The sequence below is a fragment of the Sphaerotilus sp. FB-3 genome, from assembly GCF_023706025.1.
Lineage (GTDB): Bacteria > Pseudomonadota > Gammaproteobacteria > Burkholderiales > Burkholderiaceae_C > Sphaerotilus > Sphaerotilus sulfidivorans.
This window is the reverse complement of the sequence record NZ_BQWE01000008.1, coordinates 16,340-30,764: the sequence shown is the minus strand read 5'-3', so window position 1 is coordinate 30,764 and position 14,425 is coordinate 16,340. Positions and strand designations below refer to the sequence as shown.

Annotated in this window: 16 protein-coding genes and 1 pseudogene; 14 read left to right on the top strand and 3 right to left on the bottom strand. The window is 71.8% G+C overall.

What is annotated here, in order from left to right; genetic code table 11:
- Positions 1 to 129: 129 nt before the first annotated feature.
- The gene (locus tag NFT33_RS03820; protein WP_251673270.1) at positions 130 to 1,092 is read left to right on the top strand and encodes an IS110 family RNA-guided transposase; all 963 of its coding nucleotides are present in this window, start codon (positions 130 to 132) and stop codon (positions 1,090 to 1,092) included.
- A gap of 14 nt (positions 1,093 to 1,106) precedes the next feature.
- On the opposite strand, the pseudogene NFT33_RS03815 reads toward NFT33_RS03820, so the two are convergent.
- A pseudogene (locus NFT33_RS03815) lies at positions 1,107 to 1,346 on the bottom strand (transketolase); the annotation flags it as partial.
- Between the two features lie 349 nt (positions 1,347 to 1,695).
- On the opposite strand from NFT33_RS03815, the gene NFT33_RS03810 reads away from it, so the two are divergent.
- From NFT33_RS03810 to NFT33_RS03775, 8 genes are all read left to right on the top strand, one after another.
- The gene (locus NFT33_RS03810; RefSeq protein WP_149505760.1) at positions 1,696 to 2,646 is read left to right on the top strand and encodes a sugar-binding transcriptional regulator; all 951 of its coding nucleotides are present in this window, start codon (positions 1,696 to 1,698) and stop codon (positions 2,644 to 2,646) included.
- 92 nt (positions 2,647 to 2,738) lie between these two features.
- Positions 2,739 to 3,059 (top strand): ArsR/SmtB family transcription factor, encoded by a 321-nt coding sequence (locus NFT33_RS03805; RefSeq protein WP_251673267.1) that lies wholly within the window; start codon positions 2,739 to 2,741, stop codon positions 3,057 to 3,059.
- A 12-nt stretch (positions 3,060 to 3,071) separates the two neighbouring features.
- Positions 3,072 to 3,569 (top strand): arsenate reductase ArsC, encoded by a 498-nt coding sequence (locus tag NFT33_RS03800; RefSeq protein ID WP_149505675.1) that lies wholly within the window; start codon positions 3,072 to 3,074, stop codon positions 3,567 to 3,569.
- 51 nt (positions 3,570 to 3,620) lie between these two features.
- Positions 3,621 to 4,109 (top strand): arsenate reductase ArsC, encoded by a 489-nt coding sequence (locus NFT33_RS03795; RefSeq protein ID WP_251673265.1) that lies wholly within the window; start codon positions 3,621 to 3,623, stop codon positions 4,107 to 4,109.
- 17 nt (positions 4,110 to 4,126) lie between these two features.
- Positions 4,127 to 4,792 (top strand): aquaporin, encoded by a 666-nt coding sequence (locus tag NFT33_RS03790; RefSeq protein WP_251673263.1) that lies wholly within the window; start codon positions 4,127 to 4,129, stop codon positions 4,790 to 4,792.
- A gap of 86 nt (positions 4,793 to 4,878) precedes the next feature.
- Positions 4,879 to 5,256: an arsenite efflux transporter metallochaperone ArsD gene (gene arsD / locus NFT33_RS03785; protein WP_220787935.1), complete on the top strand. Its 378-nt coding sequence runs from the start codon at positions 4,879 to 4,881 to the stop codon at positions 5,254 to 5,256.
- A gap of 8 nt (positions 5,257 to 5,264) precedes the next feature.
- Complete coding sequence (gene arsA / locus NFT33_RS03780) at positions 5,265 to 7,019, top strand: arsenical pump-driving ATPase (RefSeq protein ID WP_251673261.1); 1,755 nt, start codon at positions 5,265 to 5,267, stop codon at positions 7,017 to 7,019.
- Positions 7,020 to 7,061: 42 nt separating this feature from the next.
- Positions 7,062 to 7,541, top strand: a complete 480-nt coding sequence (locus NFT33_RS03775) for an OsmC family protein (protein WP_220787933.1) — start codon at positions 7,062 to 7,064, stop codon at positions 7,539 to 7,541.
- Positions 7,542 to 7,554: 13 nt separating this feature from the next.
- Here the strand turns inward: NFT33_RS03775 and NFT33_RS03770 are convergent, their stop codons facing one another.
- Together NFT33_RS03770 and NFT33_RS03765 are read right to left on the bottom strand one after the other, a co-directional pair.
- On the bottom strand, positions 7,555 to 7,968 hold the full coding sequence (locus tag NFT33_RS03770) for a GlcG/HbpS family heme-binding protein (RefSeq protein WP_149505670.1): 414 nt from the start codon (positions 7,966 to 7,968) through the stop codon (positions 7,555 to 7,557).
- Positions 7,969 to 8,041: 73 nt separating this feature from the next.
- Positions 8,042 to 8,761, bottom strand: a complete 720-nt coding sequence (locus NFT33_RS03765) for a dienelactone hydrolase family protein (RefSeq protein ID WP_251673259.1) — start codon at positions 8,759 to 8,761, stop codon at positions 8,042 to 8,044.
- A gap of 181 nt (positions 8,762 to 8,942) precedes the next feature.
- On the opposite strand from NFT33_RS03765, the gene mnmH reads away from it, so the two are divergent.
- Genes mnmH through selD form a run of 5 tightly spaced genes read left to right on the top strand, consistent with a single transcriptional unit; the run spans position 8,943 to position 14,393 of the window.
- Entirely contained in the window at positions 8,943 to 9,992 is a 1,050-nt protein-coding gene (gene mnmH, locus NFT33_RS03760) for a tRNA 2-selenouridine(34) synthase MnmH (protein WP_251673257.1), read from the top strand.
- A gap of 13 nt (positions 9,993 to 10,005) precedes the next feature.
- Complete coding sequence (locus NFT33_RS03755) at positions 10,006 to 10,761, top strand: phosphonate ABC transporter ATP-binding protein (RefSeq protein WP_251673255.1); 756 nt, start codon at positions 10,006 to 10,008, stop codon at positions 10,759 to 10,761.
- Positions 10,748 to 12,436, top strand: a complete 1,689-nt coding sequence (locus tag NFT33_RS03750) for a PhnE/PtxC family ABC transporter permease (RefSeq protein ID WP_251673253.1) — start codon at positions 10,748 to 10,750, stop codon at positions 12,434 to 12,436. The genes NFT33_RS03755 and NFT33_RS03750 overlap by 14 nt, the downstream gene beginning before the upstream one ends.
- Positions 12,433 to 13,302, top strand: a complete 870-nt coding sequence (locus NFT33_RS03745) for a putative selenate ABC transporter substrate-binding protein (RefSeq protein WP_251673251.1) — start codon at positions 12,433 to 12,435, stop codon at positions 13,300 to 13,302. Before NFT33_RS03750 ends, NFT33_RS03745 begins: the two co-directional genes overlap by 4 nt.
- 8 nt (positions 13,303 to 13,310) lie before the next feature.
- The gene (gene selD, locus NFT33_RS03740) at positions 13,311 to 14,393 is read left to right on the top strand and encodes a selenide, water dikinase SelD (protein ID WP_251673249.1); all 1,083 of its coding nucleotides are present in this window, start codon (positions 13,311 to 13,313) and stop codon (positions 14,391 to 14,393) included.
- Positions 14,394 to 14,425 lie beyond the last annotated feature (32 nt).

Genomic DNA, 14,425 nt, shown 5'->3' with positions numbered 1-14,425 from the left:
CCGCAGGGGTGTCCGAGCCCGTTTCTGAGTACAGAACGCACGGTCGCCGTGCTGGTCTTCCTGAAGCCCGAACGGTTACGCGCGCCGGCCTGGCCGAGTGCGCATGCACAAGCAAGGGATCCGAAGACCATGTCTGCTTCCTCAGTGGTGGTGGGCATCGACGTGGCCAAGGCGCACGTCGATGTCTCGGTGCTGGGCGCCAAGCTCGATGCCCAGCGGTTCGACAACCAGGCCGAGGGCCACTCGGCGCTAACGGCGGCCTTGAAGCCGCTGGGCGTGGCGCTGGTGGTGATGGAGGCCACCGGCGGCTACGAGACCGAGTTGGCCTGCGCGCTGCAGGCTGCCGGACTGCCGGTTGCGGTGGTCAACCCCCGGCAAGCCCGCGACTTCGCCAAGTCGATGGGTCGGCTGGCCAAGACCGATGCAGTGGACGCGCGCATGCTGGCGGAGTTCGCCGCAGTGCTGCTGCGCCGCGAAGACCTCGCCCGCTTCCTGCGCCCGCTGGCCGACCCACAGCAGCAGTGGCTGGCCGCGCTGGTCACGCGCCGGCGTCAGCTGCTGGCCATGCTGCTGAGCGAGCGGCAGCGGCTGCAGATCACGCCCAAGGGTCTGCATCCGAGCATCGAGGCCATCGTGGCGGCCATCAAGGCGCAGCTCGATGAGATCGAAGGTCAGATGGTCAGCCACGTGCGAGAGCACTTCGGCGAGCTCGACCGGCTGCTGCAGTCGGCCAGCGGCATCGGCCCGGTGGCCAGCGCCACGCTGATCGCCGAGCTACCCGAACTCGGCCGGCTCAACCGGCGCGAGATCGCCGCGCTGGTGGGCATCGCGCCGATGGCCAACGACTCCGGCTCCAGCAAGGGGCGACGACGCATCCAGGGCGGCCGCTTCGATGTCCGCCGCGTCCTCTACATGGCTGCGCTCACCGCCAGCCGCCGCAACCCCACCATCAAACCCTTCTACGACCGACTGATCGCCGCCGGCAAGCTGCCCAAGGTCGCCTTGGTCGCCTGCATGCGCAAGCTGCTGACCACGCTCAACGCCATGGTCAGAACCAACAGGCCTTGGGACAACTCGCTTCACGGCGCTTGACTCGGGAGACGGTTACTCAGGTGCAGCAGCCCGTAGAGCAGCATCGAGCCGTGGCCGTTGGAGAGCACGAAGCGGTCGCGGTCGGCCCAGCTGGGCGTGGCCGGGTCATGCTTCAGGTGATGGCGCCAGAGCGCCTCGGCGATGTCGGCCATGCCCATCGGCATGCCGGGATGGCCGGAGCTGACCTGCTGGACGGCGTCCATCGCCAGCGCGCGCAGCGCGTGGGCCAGGGTTCGGCGGGAGGGAGAGGTCATGGTCGGGAATCCGGCAGAAGGCGTGAACTTGAGCCTTGAACAGGTCTGAGCGAATGTAATTCACAATGATCAAAAGATCAAAGCATGAGCGCCAAATCACCTTAGTCAAACCGCACTTCAGGCTTTCATGCCCACCGATATCACATGAATTCCTCGAAATTCGCACAAGAATCGCCAAAAAATCCATTCCATGAACTGATCAAAAAATTTATTGATGATCAAAAGATCATGCCGTGAGCGAGGCGCAGGGTGACGTGGCCGCACAATCACGGCCATGAGCACCCGCGCCCCCAGTCCGTCCCCGGCCCCCGGCCCTTCCAGCTTTTCCGCCGCGTCCTCCTCGACCTCGATGAGCACCGAGGAGCTGACCCGCATCGCCACGCTCTACTACGTCGACGGCCAGACGCAGGAGGAGCTCTCGCGTCGCTTCGGCATCAGCCGCGCCACCGTCGGGCGCATGCTGAAGAAGGCGCAGGATCTGGGCATCGTCGAGATCCGGGTGCAGCACCACCCTTCGCTCACGGTCGATCTGGAGCGCGAGCTGGTGCGCCGCTTCGGCATCAGTCGCGCGCTGCTGTCGGTCGACCATGCCGATGCCGAGAAGCAGCGTGCGCTGCTGGCCGCGCTGGTGGCCACCTGGCTGGACCGCAACCTCAGCGACGGCGCGATCGTGGCGGTCGGCATGGGCCGCAATGTCAGCGCGGTCAGCGAGCACGCGATGCCCGCCACGCGCCGGGCGGCGACCTTCGTCTGCGCCATCGGCGGCAGCTACCGCGGCGGCGAGACGATGAACCCCGACCACATCTGCCGCCGGCTGGCCGCGCGCTTCGGCGGCGAGAGCGAGACGCTCTACGCGCCGGCGATGGTCGACGACATCACGCTGCGCGCCGCGCTGCTGGAGAACGACACCGTGCGCCAGACGCTGGACAAGGCGCGTCGCGCCGACATCGCGCTGGTGGGCATCGGCGACATGAGCGAGGACAGCAACATGGTGCGCATGGGCTGGTTCAGCGCGCAGGAGATCACCGAGGCCAAGCGCCAGGGCATCGTCGGCGACGTGATGGGCTATGACTTCATCGACATCCACGGCCGCTCGGCGATGGGGCCGATCCAGGGCCGGGTGGTCGGGCTGAGCACCCAGGATCTGACGCGCATTCCCAACGTCATCGCGATCGCCGGCGAATCGAGCAAGACCACCGCGATCCTGGGCGCGCTGCGCACCGGCACGATCAACACGCTGGCCACCACCGCCACCAACGCGATGGCGGTGCTGCATCTGGACGACGCGACCCGGCGCTGAAGCCCGCAGGCCTGGCCACCCGGCCGGGGTGTCCGCACCCGGGGCCGTCGTTCTGTCATCATTCCTTCAAATATTTCCACCATGATGGAATCATGGAAGATGAAGAAGTCGTTCGCCTGCTGGCCGCGCTGGCCCAGCCCCACCGCCTGCGGGCCTTCCGGGCCCTGGTCGTCGCCGGACCCGAGGGACTGACGCCGGGCGTGCTGGCCGAGCAGCTCGGCCTGCCGGCCGCCACGCTGTCCTTCCACCTGAAGGAAATGCTCCATGCCGGCCTGATCGGCTGCACCCGCGACGGGCGCCATCTGATCTATCGGGCCGACTTCGTGCGCATGAACACGCTGCTCGCCTTCCTGAGCGCCAACTGCTGTGCTGGCCAGCCCTGCGGGCTGACCACTCCGTCCTGCAACTGCTGAGGTCCGATCGCCATGTCCGAACGCATCCACAACATCCTGTTTCTCTGCACCGGCAATTCCGCCCGTTCCATCCTGGCCGAGGCGCTGATGAACCAGCTCGGCCGCGAGCGCGGCTTCCGTGCCTTCTCGGCCGGCAGCCATCCGCGCGGCAGCGTGCATCCGGCCGCGCTGGAGCTGCTCGCATCGCGCGGCCTGCCCACCGAGGGGCTGCGCAGCAAGGGCTGGGAGGAATTCGCCGCGCCCGACGCGCCCGCGCTGGACTTCGTGTTCACCGTCTGCGACCAGGCCGCCGGCGAGGTCTGCCCGGTCTGGCCAGGCCAGCCGGTGACCGCGCACTGGGGCCAGCCGGATCCGGCGGCCGTCAGCGCGCCGGAGGCCGCGGTGCGCAAGGCCTTCCTGGATGCCTTCGTGACGCTGCAGCGCCGCATCGAGCTGATGCTGGCCCTGCCGCTGCAGCGGCTCGACGCGCTGTCGCTGCGCCGCGAGGTCGACCGCATCGGCCAGCAGTGAAGCCAGCAGCGAAGGCCGCATGAACCAGCCCCCCCGAGAAGATCACCGCCCATGACCACCCACGTTCTCATCCTCTGCACCCACAACTCGGCCCGCAGCGTGCTGTCCGAGGCCATGCTCAACCACTGGGCGCGCCAGCTCGGCCGCGACGTGCGCGCGCACAGCGCCGGCAGCAGCCCGAGCGGTCGCATCAACCCGCATGCGCTGCAGGTGCTCGAGGCCGCCGGCATCGACACCGCCGGCACCCGCAGCAAGTCCTGGGACGAGTTCGCCGCACCGGGCGCGCCCGAGATGCGCATCGTCATCACCGTCTGCGACAGCGCCGCCGCCGAGACCTGCCCGTACTGGCCCGGCAGTCCGGTCAAGATCCACTGGGGCTACCCCGACCCGTCCAACGCGCCCGAGGACCAGAAGGCGCAGGCCTTCGAGCTGACCCGCCAGGCGATCGGCTACCGGATGCTGCAGCTGCTTCAGCTGCCGCTGGAGACGATGGACAACGCCGCGCTGCAGGCGGCACTCGACGCCATCTGGCGCAGCTGAAGCGGGGCGGGCACGCGATGAAGGCTCCTGTCTCGAACGCACAGCGCCTGTTCGGCGAGCTGCTGGGCACCGCGCTGCTGCTGGCCGTCGTCATCGGCTCGGGGCTGATGGCCGAGCGGCTGTCCGGCGGCAATGTCGCGGTGGCGCTGCTGGCCAATACGCTGGCCACCGTCGGCGGCCTGTACATCCTGATCGAGGTCTTCGGGCCGGTCAGCGGCGCGCACTTCAATCCGGCGGTCTCGCTGGCGATGGCGCTGCGCGGCGAGCTGCCCTGGGCGCGGCTCGCCGGCTATGTGCCGGCGCAGCTGCTGGGCGCGGCGCTGGGCGCGGTGCTGGCGCATGCGATGTTCGACCTGCCGCTGCTGCAGGTCTCGGCCAGGCTGCGCACCGGCACCGGCCAGTGGATCGCCGAGGCCGTGGCCACCGCCGGGCTGCTGCTGGTGATCCTGCGCGCGCCGCAGGCCCGGGTCGCGGCGATGGTGGCGGCCTACATCGGCGCGGCCTACTGGTTCACCGCCTCGACCTCCTTCGCCAATCCGGCGGCAGTCTTCGGGCGCATGTTCAGCGACAGCTTCGCCGGCATCGCGCCGGCCAGCGCCCCGGCCTTCATGCTGGCCGAGGTGCTGGGGGCCGGCCTGGGCCTGCTGCTGCACCGCGCGCTGGGCCGCCCGGCTTGCGCATGATCAAGGTCCCACGGGACTTCCGGCGCCACCATGGCCCTGAAGAACCCGTGGGGGCATTTCCCCACCGACTGAAAAGGACAAGCGCGATGAGCCGACTGGAAGTGTTCGAACCCGCGATGTGCTGCCCCACCGGCGTGTGCGGCATCGATGTCGATCCTGTGCTGGTGCAGTTCAACGCCGATCTGAAGGCGCTGGAGGCCAGCGGCGTGACGGTGAGCCGCCACAGCCTGAGCCATGACGCGGCCGCCTTCGCCGCGCAGCCGCTGGTGCTGCGCGAGATCGAGGCCGGCATGGACCGGCTGCCGGTGGTGATGCTCGACGGCCTGATCCTCTCGACCGGCCTGTACCCGACGCTGGCGCAGATGCAGCAGCGCATCGCCCGGGCCGCGGCGCTGGCGGCCAAGCCGCGCATCAAGCTCGGCAGCGGCGGCGACTGCGGCTGCGCGCCGGGCCAGTGCTGCTGAGGCCGGCCATGCTGCCCCGTCTCCACACCCGTCACCTCTTCTTCACCGGCAAGGGCGGCGTGGGCAAGACCTCGCTGGCCTCGGCCTGCGCGGTGCAGCTGGCCGAGACCGGCCGGCGCGTCTTGCTGGTCAGCACCGATCCGGCCTCCAACCTCGACGAGGTGCTGGAGACTCGGCTGTCGGACACGCCCACCCGGGTGACCGGCGTGCCGGGCCTGTCGGCGCTGAACATCGATCCGGAAGCGGCCGCTGCCGCCTACCGCGAGCGCATGGTCGGCCCCTACCGCAGCCTGCTGCCCGAGGCGGCGATCCGCAGCATGGAGGAGCAGTTCTCCGGCGGCTGCACCGTCGAGATCGCGGCCTTCGACGCCTTCGCGGCGCTCCTGGCCGGCACCGGCGTGGCCGGCGACTTCGACCATGTCGTGTTCGACACCGCGCCGACCGGCCACACGCTGCGGCTGCTGACGCTGCCCTCGGCCTGGAGCGAGTTCCTGTCGACCAACACCACCGGCACCTCCTGCCTGGGGCCGCTGGCCGGGCTGGAGCACAACCGCTCGATCTACGCCGCCGCGGTCGAGGCGCTGACCGATGCCGCGGTGACCACCGTCGTGCTGGTGGCGCGCCCCGAGACCGCCGCGCTGCGCGAGGCCGAGCGCAGCCGCCACGAGCTGGCCGAGCTGGGCGTGGCCAACCAGGTGCTGGCGATCAACGGCCTGTTCGATGCCCCTTCGGAGGATCCGGTCGCTCAGGCGATGGCGCGGCGCCACCGGGACGCGCTCGCGGCCATGCCCGCCGGTCTCGCGGCGCTGCCGCGCAGCTGCACCGGCTTCATCGCCCGCGGTCTGGTCGGGCTGGAGGCGCTGCGAGCGCTGCTGCATCCGGCGCCCCGCTCCTCCCTCGCGACCGCATCGACCCCGGACATGCCGGCCCTCGCGCTGCCGCCCGGGCTGGCCCCGCTGGTCGACGACATCGAGCGTGCCGGCCACGGCCTGGTGATGACCGTGGGCAAGGGCGGCGTCGGCAAGACCACGGTGGCGGCGGCGGTGGCGGTGGCGCTGGCCGCGCGCGGCCACCGGGTGCTGCTGTCGACCACCGACCCGGCCGCCCATCTGACCTGGTCGCTGGACGAGGCGGTGCCGGGCCTGACGGTGCAGCGCATCGACCCGACCGCCGAGGTCGCGCGCCACCGCGACGAGGTGCTCGCCCGCGCCGGCGCCGGGCTCGACCCGTCGGCACGCGCGATGCTTGAAGAAGACCTGCGCTCGCCCTGCACCGAGGAGATCGCCGTCTTCCGCGCCTTCGCCGCGACGGTGGCGCAGGCCGCGCACGGCTTCGTGGTGCTCGACACCGCGCCGACCGGCCACACCGTGCTGCTGATGGACTCGGCCGAGGCCTATCACCGCGAAGTCGGCCGCACCCGCGGCGACCTGCCCGAGGCGGTGGTGAACCTGCTGCCGCGCCTGCGCGATCCGGAATTCACCCGGGTGCTGGTGGTCACGCTGGCCGAGGCCACGCCGGTGCACGAGGCCGAGCGGCTGCAGGACGACCTGCGCCGCGCCGGCATCGAGCCCTTCGCCTGGGTGATCGAGCAGAGCCTGCTGGCCAGCGGCACCACCGATCCGGTGCTGGCCGAGCGGGGCCGCTGCGAGCGCCCGTGGGTGCAGCAGGTGATGGCGACGGACGCCCGGCGCTGCGCGCTGCTGGCCTGGCAGGCGCGACCGCCGGTGGGCGCGCAGGCGCTGCGCGAGCTGGCCGGACGCTGAGGCGTGGGAGACTCCGGGCCTGTCCTTGCCGGAGTCTCCCTGATGGCCCAGTACACCGCCGATCTCGTCTGGCTGCGTGGCGAGCAGCCCTTTCTCGACAAGCGCTACAGCCGCCGGCATGTCCTGCGCTTCGACGGCGGTGTCGAGGTGCCGGGCTCGTCCTCGCCGCAGGTGGTGCCGCTGCCGTTCTCCGACGCCGCGGCGGTCGATCCCGAGGAGGCCTTCGTCGCCTCGCTGTCGAGCTGCCACCTGCTGTGGTTCCTGTCGATCGCGGCCCGACGCGGTTTCCGGGTCGACCGCTACGAAGACGCCGCGGTCGGCGAGATGGGGCGCGACGCCGAGGGCCGCTTCGCGATGCTGCGCGTGACGCTGCGCCCGGCCGTGCAGTTCTCCGGCGAGCATCTGCCCACGCCCGAGGAGATCGACGAGATGCACCACGAGGCCCACGACGAGTGCTTCATCGCCCGCTCGGTCAAGAGCGAGGTGCGCTGCGAGCCGGTGCTGCGCGAGACCGGACGCTGAAGGCTCGGTCGATTCAGCCCTGCTGCAGCAGCGCGGCGATCCCTGCACGCGCGATCTGGGCGTCCTCGGTCGACTTCACGCCGCTGACGCCGACCGCGCCGACGCAGTGGCCATCCACCAGCACCGGCACACCGCCCTCGAGCAGACCGTCCAGGCCCGGCACCGACAGGAAGGCGGTGCGGCCCTGGTTGATCATCTGCTCGACGCCGAGCGTCTCGCGGCGCATCAGCGCGGCGGTGCGGGCCTTGGCCTGGGCGATCTGGGCAGAAGCCGGCGTGGCGCCGGGGCGGCGCACGAAGGCCATCAGGTGGCCGCCGTCGTCGCAGACCGCCAGGGAGACCGCCCAGTCATTGCGGGCGGCTTCGGCCTCGGCGGCCAGCAGCAGGGTCATGGCATCGTCACGGGTCAGTGCAGGGCGCTGGATCACGGCAGTCCTTGTCAGGCAAAAGCAAAAGTGCATGCACTTTAGACCAGAAGAGCGTGGACTGCACGGCGTGCGCTCAGAACAGCGCCGCCAGAAACACCAGACTGCGCCCCTGCGCCAGCACCGCGCTGGCCGGGTCGTGCGCGGCGCGGGCCCAGCAGTTGAAGCCGTGCTGCGCGTCGGGGTAGTCGTGGAACTCGGCCTGCGCGGCGGCGGGGGCGCGGGTCATGGTCGTGCGCACCACGGCCACCGCCTCGGGCGGAATGCTCGGGTCGTGGCCGGCGTGGTGGAACTGCACCGGCACGGTGATGCGCCCGGCCAGCGCGGCCAGATCGGGCTGCGCGGCGATGCCGCCGCCGTAGTAGCACACCGCCGCGTCCACCCCGCACAGCGCCGCCGCCGCGAAGGCCAGCCGCCCGCCCATGCAGTAGCCCAGGGCGCCGATGCGACCGGTGCATTCCGGCATCGCGCGCAGCGCTGCCAGCGCCACGGCCATGTCGGCCACCGCCTGCTCGCGGCTCAAGCCGCGCATCAGCGTCAGCGCACGCTCGCGGTCCTCGCCGACGTAGCCCAGCTCGACCCGTGTCGCCTGGCGCCGGAACAGGTCGGGCGCGATCACCACGAAGCCGGACTGCGCGTACTGCTCGGCCACGGCGCGGATGTGCGCGTTGACGCCGAAGATCTCCTGCAGCAGCAGCAGACCGGGGCCGCGGCCGGCCGGCGGCAGCGCGACGAAGGCGCCCAGCGAGCCGTCCTCGGCGGGCAGGCTTGTCCAGCGGGTGGTGCAGGGGCTCATCAGAAGAAGTCCTTGATCGGTCGGGAAAGAACCCGAGGCTAGCCGAGATCGGGCAGGCCGGCAGACCGCGCACCCGACCTGGGGCGATCTCCTATCATCTCGCCTTTGCCCTTCCGCCCTGGCCCGTGTCCCGCCCCACCATGACCCAGCACCTCCTGCCGCCGCTGGCGCAGGCTCGCCGATGAGCTCGCGCGGCCCGGCGCAGATCGCCGACCTGCATCGCTTCGACTGCATCATCGACGCGCGCTCGCCGTCGGAATATGCGCTCGACCACATTCCCGGCGCGATCAACTGCCCCTCGCTCGACGACGAGGAGCGCCGCATCGTCGGCACGATCTACAAGCAGCAGGGCGCCTTCGAGGCGCGGCGGGTCGGCGGCGCGATGGTGGCGGCCAACCTGGCACGTCACCTGCGTGAGCGCTTCGCCGACATGCCGGCCACCTGGCGGCCGGTCGTCTACTGCTGGCGCGGCGGCCTGCGCAGCGGCTCGATGGTGAACTGGTGGCGACTGGTGGGCTGGGACGCGCAGCAGCTCGCCGGCGGCTACAAGCGCTGGCGTCAGCATGTGATCGCGCAGATCGACGCGATCGCGCCGCAGCTCGATCTGCGGGTGGTCTGCGGCCCCACCGGCAGCGCCAAGACCCGCGTGCTGCAGGCGCTGGCCGCGCAGGGCGAGCAGGTGCTCGACCTGGAGGGCCTGGCCTGCCACAAGGGCTCCCTGCTGGGCGCGCTGCCCGGCGTCGAGCAGCCCTCGCAGAAAGCCTTCGAGACGCAGCTGGCGGTGCAGATCGAGCGGTTCGACCTGGCCCGGCCGGTCTACGTCGAGGCCGAGAGCCGCCGAATCGGCCGCATCGCGCTGCCGACCGCGCTGATCGAGCGCATGCGCGCGGCCGTCTGCCTCGAGATCGAGGCCAGCGCCGCGGCGCGGCTGGACTATCTGCTCGAGGACTATGCCTACCTGGGCGACGAGCCCGAACAGCTCGCCTCGCGCCTCGAGATGCTGCGCGAGCTGCACAGTCGCGAGACGATCGCGCGCTGGCAGGACTGGGCGCGCACCCGCGCGCTGCGCCCGCTCTTCGACGAGCTGAGCCGGCTGCACTACGACCCGGCCTACGGCCGCTCGCAGGCGGCGCATTTCCGCCGCTGGTCCGAGCGGCGCACGGTCGCCGCCGACATGCTGGACGCCGCCGGCATCGAGCGGGTGGCGCAGGCGCTGCGCGCGCTGGGCTGAAGAGGACGCGGGCATGGCACGGGAACTGCGCCTGCACGGCGTCGGCCGCCGCTGGGGCGATCGCGAGGTGCTCTCCGGCATCGACCTGACGCTGCGGGCCGGCGAGCGGGTGGCGCTGATCGGCCCGAGCGGCGCGGGCAAGTCGACGCTGCTGCGGCTGATGGCCGGCGCGCTGCGCCCCACCCAGGGCCGCATCGAGGTCGACGGCCGCGATCTGGCGCAGATGCCGTGGCGCGCGCTGCAGGCGCACCGCGCCCGCTGCCGCATCGTCGAGCAGCAGAACCTGCTGGTGCCGCAGTCGAGCGTGCACGACAACATCGTCGCCGGGCTGCTGTCGCACTGGCCGGCCTGGCGCACGCTGCTGGCGGCGCTGTGGCCGCTGGAGCGCGAGCGCGTCGCCGCGCTGCTGCAGGCGGTCGATCTGGCCGGGCTGCAGTGGGCACCGGCAGCCACGCTCAGCGGCGGGCAGATGCAGCGGGTGGCGCTGGCGCGCGCGCTGGTGTCGGGCCCGCGCCTGCTGCTGGCCGACGAGCCGACCGCCTCGCTCGATCCGCGCACCGCGCGTCAGATCACCCGGCTGATCGTCGACCAGGCCAGGGGCGGCGACATGGCGCTGGTGTTCTGCACCCACTGGTTCGACATCGTGCGCAGCGACTGCACCCGCGTCATCGGCCTGCGCGACGGCCGCCTGCTGTTCGATGCCCCGCCGGCCGAGGTCGACGAGACCCGCCTGGCCCAGCTCTATGCCGGCAGCGATGAACGGCTCTGACCCGGTGCTGCGCTCGCGGCTGCTGACGCTGCTGCTGGTGCTGGCGGTGCTGCTCTCGGGCGGGGTGGCGCTGCCGCTCACCGGCGCCGAACCCGCGAAGCTGTTCGACGCCGAGGGGCTGAAGAACGCCGGCGACATCCTCTCCGGCCTGGCCCGGCCGGACTTCTCGGCCGAGTTCCTCGCGCGGGTGCTCGAGCTCTCGCTCGAGAGCCTGCTGATCGGCGTGCTGGGCACGGTGATGGCCACCGCGCTGGGCACGCTGCTGGCCCTGGCGGCGATCCGCGTGCCCGATCTGGACGATCCGCCGCAGCGCCTGCCGGCGTGGTGGCGGGGCCTGGGCGCGCTGATGCGCCAGCTCGCGCGGCTGCTGCTGAACTTCTTCCGCTCGGTGCCGGAGATCGTCTGGGCCTATCTGTTCGTGCAGCTGCTCGGCCTGGGGCCGGGCGCGGCGGTGCTGGCCATCATGCTGACGGTGGGCGGCAACATCGGCAAGCTCTACGCCGAGCTGGCCGAGGCGCTCGAGCCCGCCGCGATCCGCGCGCTGCGCGCCACCGGCGCCTCGCGCGGCGCGGTGCTGCTGCACGCGGTGCTGCCGCAGGTGCGCCGCGCCTGGACCGGCTACGCGCTGTTCTGCCTGGAATGCAACATCCGCATCGGCTCCATCCTGGGCGTGGTCGGTGCCGGCGGCCTGGGCAGCGAGATCGCGCTGAGCCTGCGCTACTTCCAGTACGACAAGCTGGCGACCACGCTGCTGGCGGTGCTGGTCTTCGTCGTCGCGCTGGAGGCGCTGGGCGCGCGGCTGCGGCGCTGGCCCCTGCAGCGCACGCTTGCGCTGGCCGGCCTGGGCACGGCGGCGGCGCTGTGGCGGCTGGAGATCGCCTGGGCGGATCTGTGGAGCGGCTCGTCGGTGGCGCTGCTGAGCTTCGAGCATCTGGCGCCGGACGCCGCCTTCATGCGCACCGTGGCGCTGCAGACCGGCGAGACCGTGCTGATGGCCTGGGCAGCGACGCTGGCCTCGGCGCTGGGCGCGGCGGTGCTGGCCCCGCTGGCGGCGGCGCACCTGAGCACCGGCAGCTTCCTGCCCGATCCGCCGCGCCCGGCCTGGCCGCGCCGGCTCGCGCTGTGGGCCGGGCGCCAGTCGGCGCGTGCGGTGCTGCAGCTCACCCGGGTGATGCCGGAGCTGACGCTGGCCCTGGTCTTCGTCGTCTGGGTCGGCGGCGGGCCGCTGGCCGGCATCCTGGCCATCGCGGTGCACAACCTCGGCGTGATGGGCCGCCTGTTCGCCGACGTGCTCGACGAGGCCGAGCCGGGGCCGCCGGCGGTGCTGCAGGCACAGGGCGCCGGGCGGCTGGCGGTCTTCGTCGCCGGCGTCTGGCCGCAGGTGCGCGCGCGGCTGGCGGCCTTCGCGCTCTACCGCTTCGAGGTCAATGTGCGCGCCACCACGATGGTGGGCTTCGTCGGTGCCGGCGGCATCGGCGACGCGCTGCACACCGCCATCAGCCTTTTCCATGTGCGCGACCTGACGCTGCTGCTGATCGTGCTGCTGAGCCTGGTCGCGCTGGTCGACCTGATCGGCGACCGCCTGCGCGCGCGCCTGCTCGCCACCCCCGGCCGCGGCCCGCGCTGCGCGCCGTCCGTTCTCTCCCCTTCCTCCTCCGGAGCCTTTCCCGCATGAACCTGCCCCGCCACACCCTGATCGCCCTGTCCTCGCTGCTGGCCCTGTCCGCGCTGGCGCCGCTGGCACAGGCCCAGGAGACCGTCATCCGCGTCTCCGGCATCCCGGACGAGAACCCGACCGAGCTGGCGCGCAAGTACAAGCCGCTGGTCGACCAGCTGCAGAAGCACCTCGGCGTCAAGGTCGTCTACGTGCCGGTGATCGACTACGGCGCCGCGGTCTCGGCGCTGGGCGCCGGCAAGATCGACTTCGCCTGGCTGGGCGGCTTCACCTTCGTGCAGGCCAAGGTGATGTCGGGCGCGCGGCCGGTGGTCATGCGCGACATCGACCGCGAGTTCCACAGCGTCTTCATCGCCAGCAGCACCTCCGGCATCACCAAGCCCGAGGAGCTGCGCGGCAAGAGCTTCGCCTTCGGCTCGAAGTCGTCCACCTCGGGCCACCTGTTCCCGCGCCATTTCCTCGAGACCACCTGGCGCATCGACCCGGACAAGGACTTCGCCGGCGCGCCCGTCTACAGCGGCGCGCATGACGCCACCGTGAAGATGGTCGAGTCGGGCAAGGTGCAGGCCGGCGCGGTCAACATCGAGGTCTGGAAGCGCATGGAAGCCAAGCAGCAGTTCGACCCGGCCAAGGTGCGGGCGATCTGGACCACGCCGGCCTTCGTCGACTATGTCTGGACCGCGCGCAAGGACCTGCCCGCCGAGACGGTGAAGAAGTTCGCCGACGCCTTCCTGACGCTGGACATGAACGATCCGGCCGAGAAGGCGGTGCTCGACCTGCAGGGCGCGAAGAAGTTCGTGCCGGCCAGGGCCGAGGACTTCGCCATCATCGAGCAGGTGGGCCGCTCCACCGGCCTGCTGAAGTGAGCGCGGCCATGACGACCGCACCGGCCACTGCGCCCGCGCCCGCTCACCCGCCGCTGTCGCAGCTCGCCCACGGCGGCGGCTGCGGCTGCAAGCTCGCGCCCGGCGTGCTCTCCGAGATCCTGGCGCGCACGCCGCAGGGCCTGATCCCGCCGGAGCTGATCGTGGGTCTGGAGACCAGCGACGACGCCGCGGTCTGGCGCCTGGACGAGCGCCACGCCATCGTCGCCACCACCGACTTCTTCACCCCGATCGTCGACGATCCGCGCGACTTCGGCCGCATCGCCGCGACCAATGCGCTCTCGGACATCTACGCGATGGGCGGGCGGCCGATCTTCGCGCTGGCCCTGGTCGGCATGCCGATCCAGAAGCTCTCGACCGAGACGATCGGCGCGATCCTGGAGGGCGGCGCCAGCGTCTGCCGCGAGGCGGGCATCCCGATCGCCGGCGGCCACTCGATCGACGCGGCCGAGCCGATCTACGGCCTGGTCGCGATCGGGCTGGTATCGCCCGACCAGGTGCGGCGCAATGCCGACGCGCGCTCCGGCGACTGCCTGGTGCTGGGCAAGCCGATCGGCGTGGGCGTGCTGTCGGCGGCGCTCAAGCGCGGCCTGCTCGACGAGGCGGGCTATGCGCGCATGCGCGCACCGATGACGCAGCTCAACGCGGTCGGCACCACGCTGGCCGCGCTGCCGGCGGTGCACGCGATGACCGACGTGACCGGCTTCGGGCTGCTCGGCCATCTGCTGGAGGTCTGCCGCGGCTCCGGGCTGGACGCGACGCTCGAGCTGGCCGCGGTGCCGGTGCTGGACGATGCGCGCCGCTTCGCCCAGGACGGCGTCTTCACCGGCGCCTCCACCCGCAACTGGGCCAGCTACGGCACCGAGGTGGCGCTGCCGGCCGATCTGCTGGAGGCGCAGCGCGCGCTGCTGACCGACCCGCAGACCAGCGGCGGCCTGCTGGTGAGCTGCGCGCCCGAGGCGCTGGACGCGGTGCTGGCCACCTTCCGCGCCGCCGGCTTCGCCGAGGCGGCCTGCGTCGGGCGGATGCAGGCGCGCGGCGACGGGGCCGCGCGGGTGCAGGTGAAAGGCTGAACCGGAACGGCCGAACGATCTCGGGGCAGCGC

Bases quoted from the DNA above. Each gene is read 5' to 3' on its own strand.
- NFT33_RS03820 (WP_251673270.1), top strand. From the start codon at position 130: ATGTCTGCTTCCTCAGTGGTGGTGGGCATCGACGTGGCCAAGGCGCAC.
- NFT33_RS03810 (WP_149505760.1), top strand. From the start codon at position 1,696: ATGAGCACCGAGGAGCTGACCCGCATCGCCACGCTCTACTACGTCGAC.
- NFT33_RS03805 (WP_251673267.1), top strand. From the start codon at position 2,739: ATGGAAGATGAAGAAGTCGTTCGCCTGCTGGCCGCGCTGGCCCAGCCC.
- NFT33_RS03800 (WP_149505675.1), top strand. From the start codon at position 3,072: ATGTCCGAACGCATCCACAACATCCTGTTTCTCTGCACCGGCAATTCC.
- NFT33_RS03795 (WP_251673265.1), top strand. From the start codon at position 3,621: ATGACCACCCACGTTCTCATCCTCTGCACCCACAACTCGGCCCGCAGC.
- NFT33_RS03790 (WP_251673263.1), top strand. From the start codon at position 4,127: ATGAAGGCTCCTGTCTCGAACGCACAGCGCCTGTTCGGCGAGCTGCTG.
- arsD (WP_220787935.1), top strand. From the start codon at position 4,879: ATGAGCCGACTGGAAGTGTTCGAACCCGCGATGTGCTGCCCCACCGGC.
- arsA (WP_251673261.1), top strand. From the start codon at position 5,265: ATGCTGCCCCGTCTCCACACCCGTCACCTCTTCTTCACCGGCAAGGGC.
- NFT33_RS03775 (WP_220787933.1), top strand. From the start codon at position 7,062: ATGGCCCAGTACACCGCCGATCTCGTCTGGCTGCGTGGCGAGCAGCCC.
- NFT33_RS03765 (WP_251673259.1), bottom strand. From the start codon at position 8,761: ATGAGCCCCTGCACCACCCGCTGGACAAGCCTGCCCGCCGAGGACGGC.
- mnmH (WP_251673257.1), top strand. From the start codon at position 8,943: ATGAGCTCGCGCGGCCCGGCGCAGATCGCCGACCTGCATCGCTTCGAC.
- NFT33_RS03755 (WP_251673255.1), top strand. From the start codon at position 10,006: ATGGCACGGGAACTGCGCCTGCACGGCGTCGGCCGCCGCTGGGGCGAT.
- NFT33_RS03750 (WP_251673253.1), top strand. From the start codon at position 10,748: ATGAACGGCTCTGACCCGGTGCTGCGCTCGCGGCTGCTGACGCTGCTG.
- NFT33_RS03745 (WP_251673251.1), top strand. From the start codon at position 12,433: ATGAACCTGCCCCGCCACACCCTGATCGCCCTGTCCTCGCTGCTGGCC.
- selD (WP_251673249.1), top strand. From the start codon at position 13,311: ATGACGACCGCACCGGCCACTGCGCCCGCGCCCGCTCACCCGCCGCTG.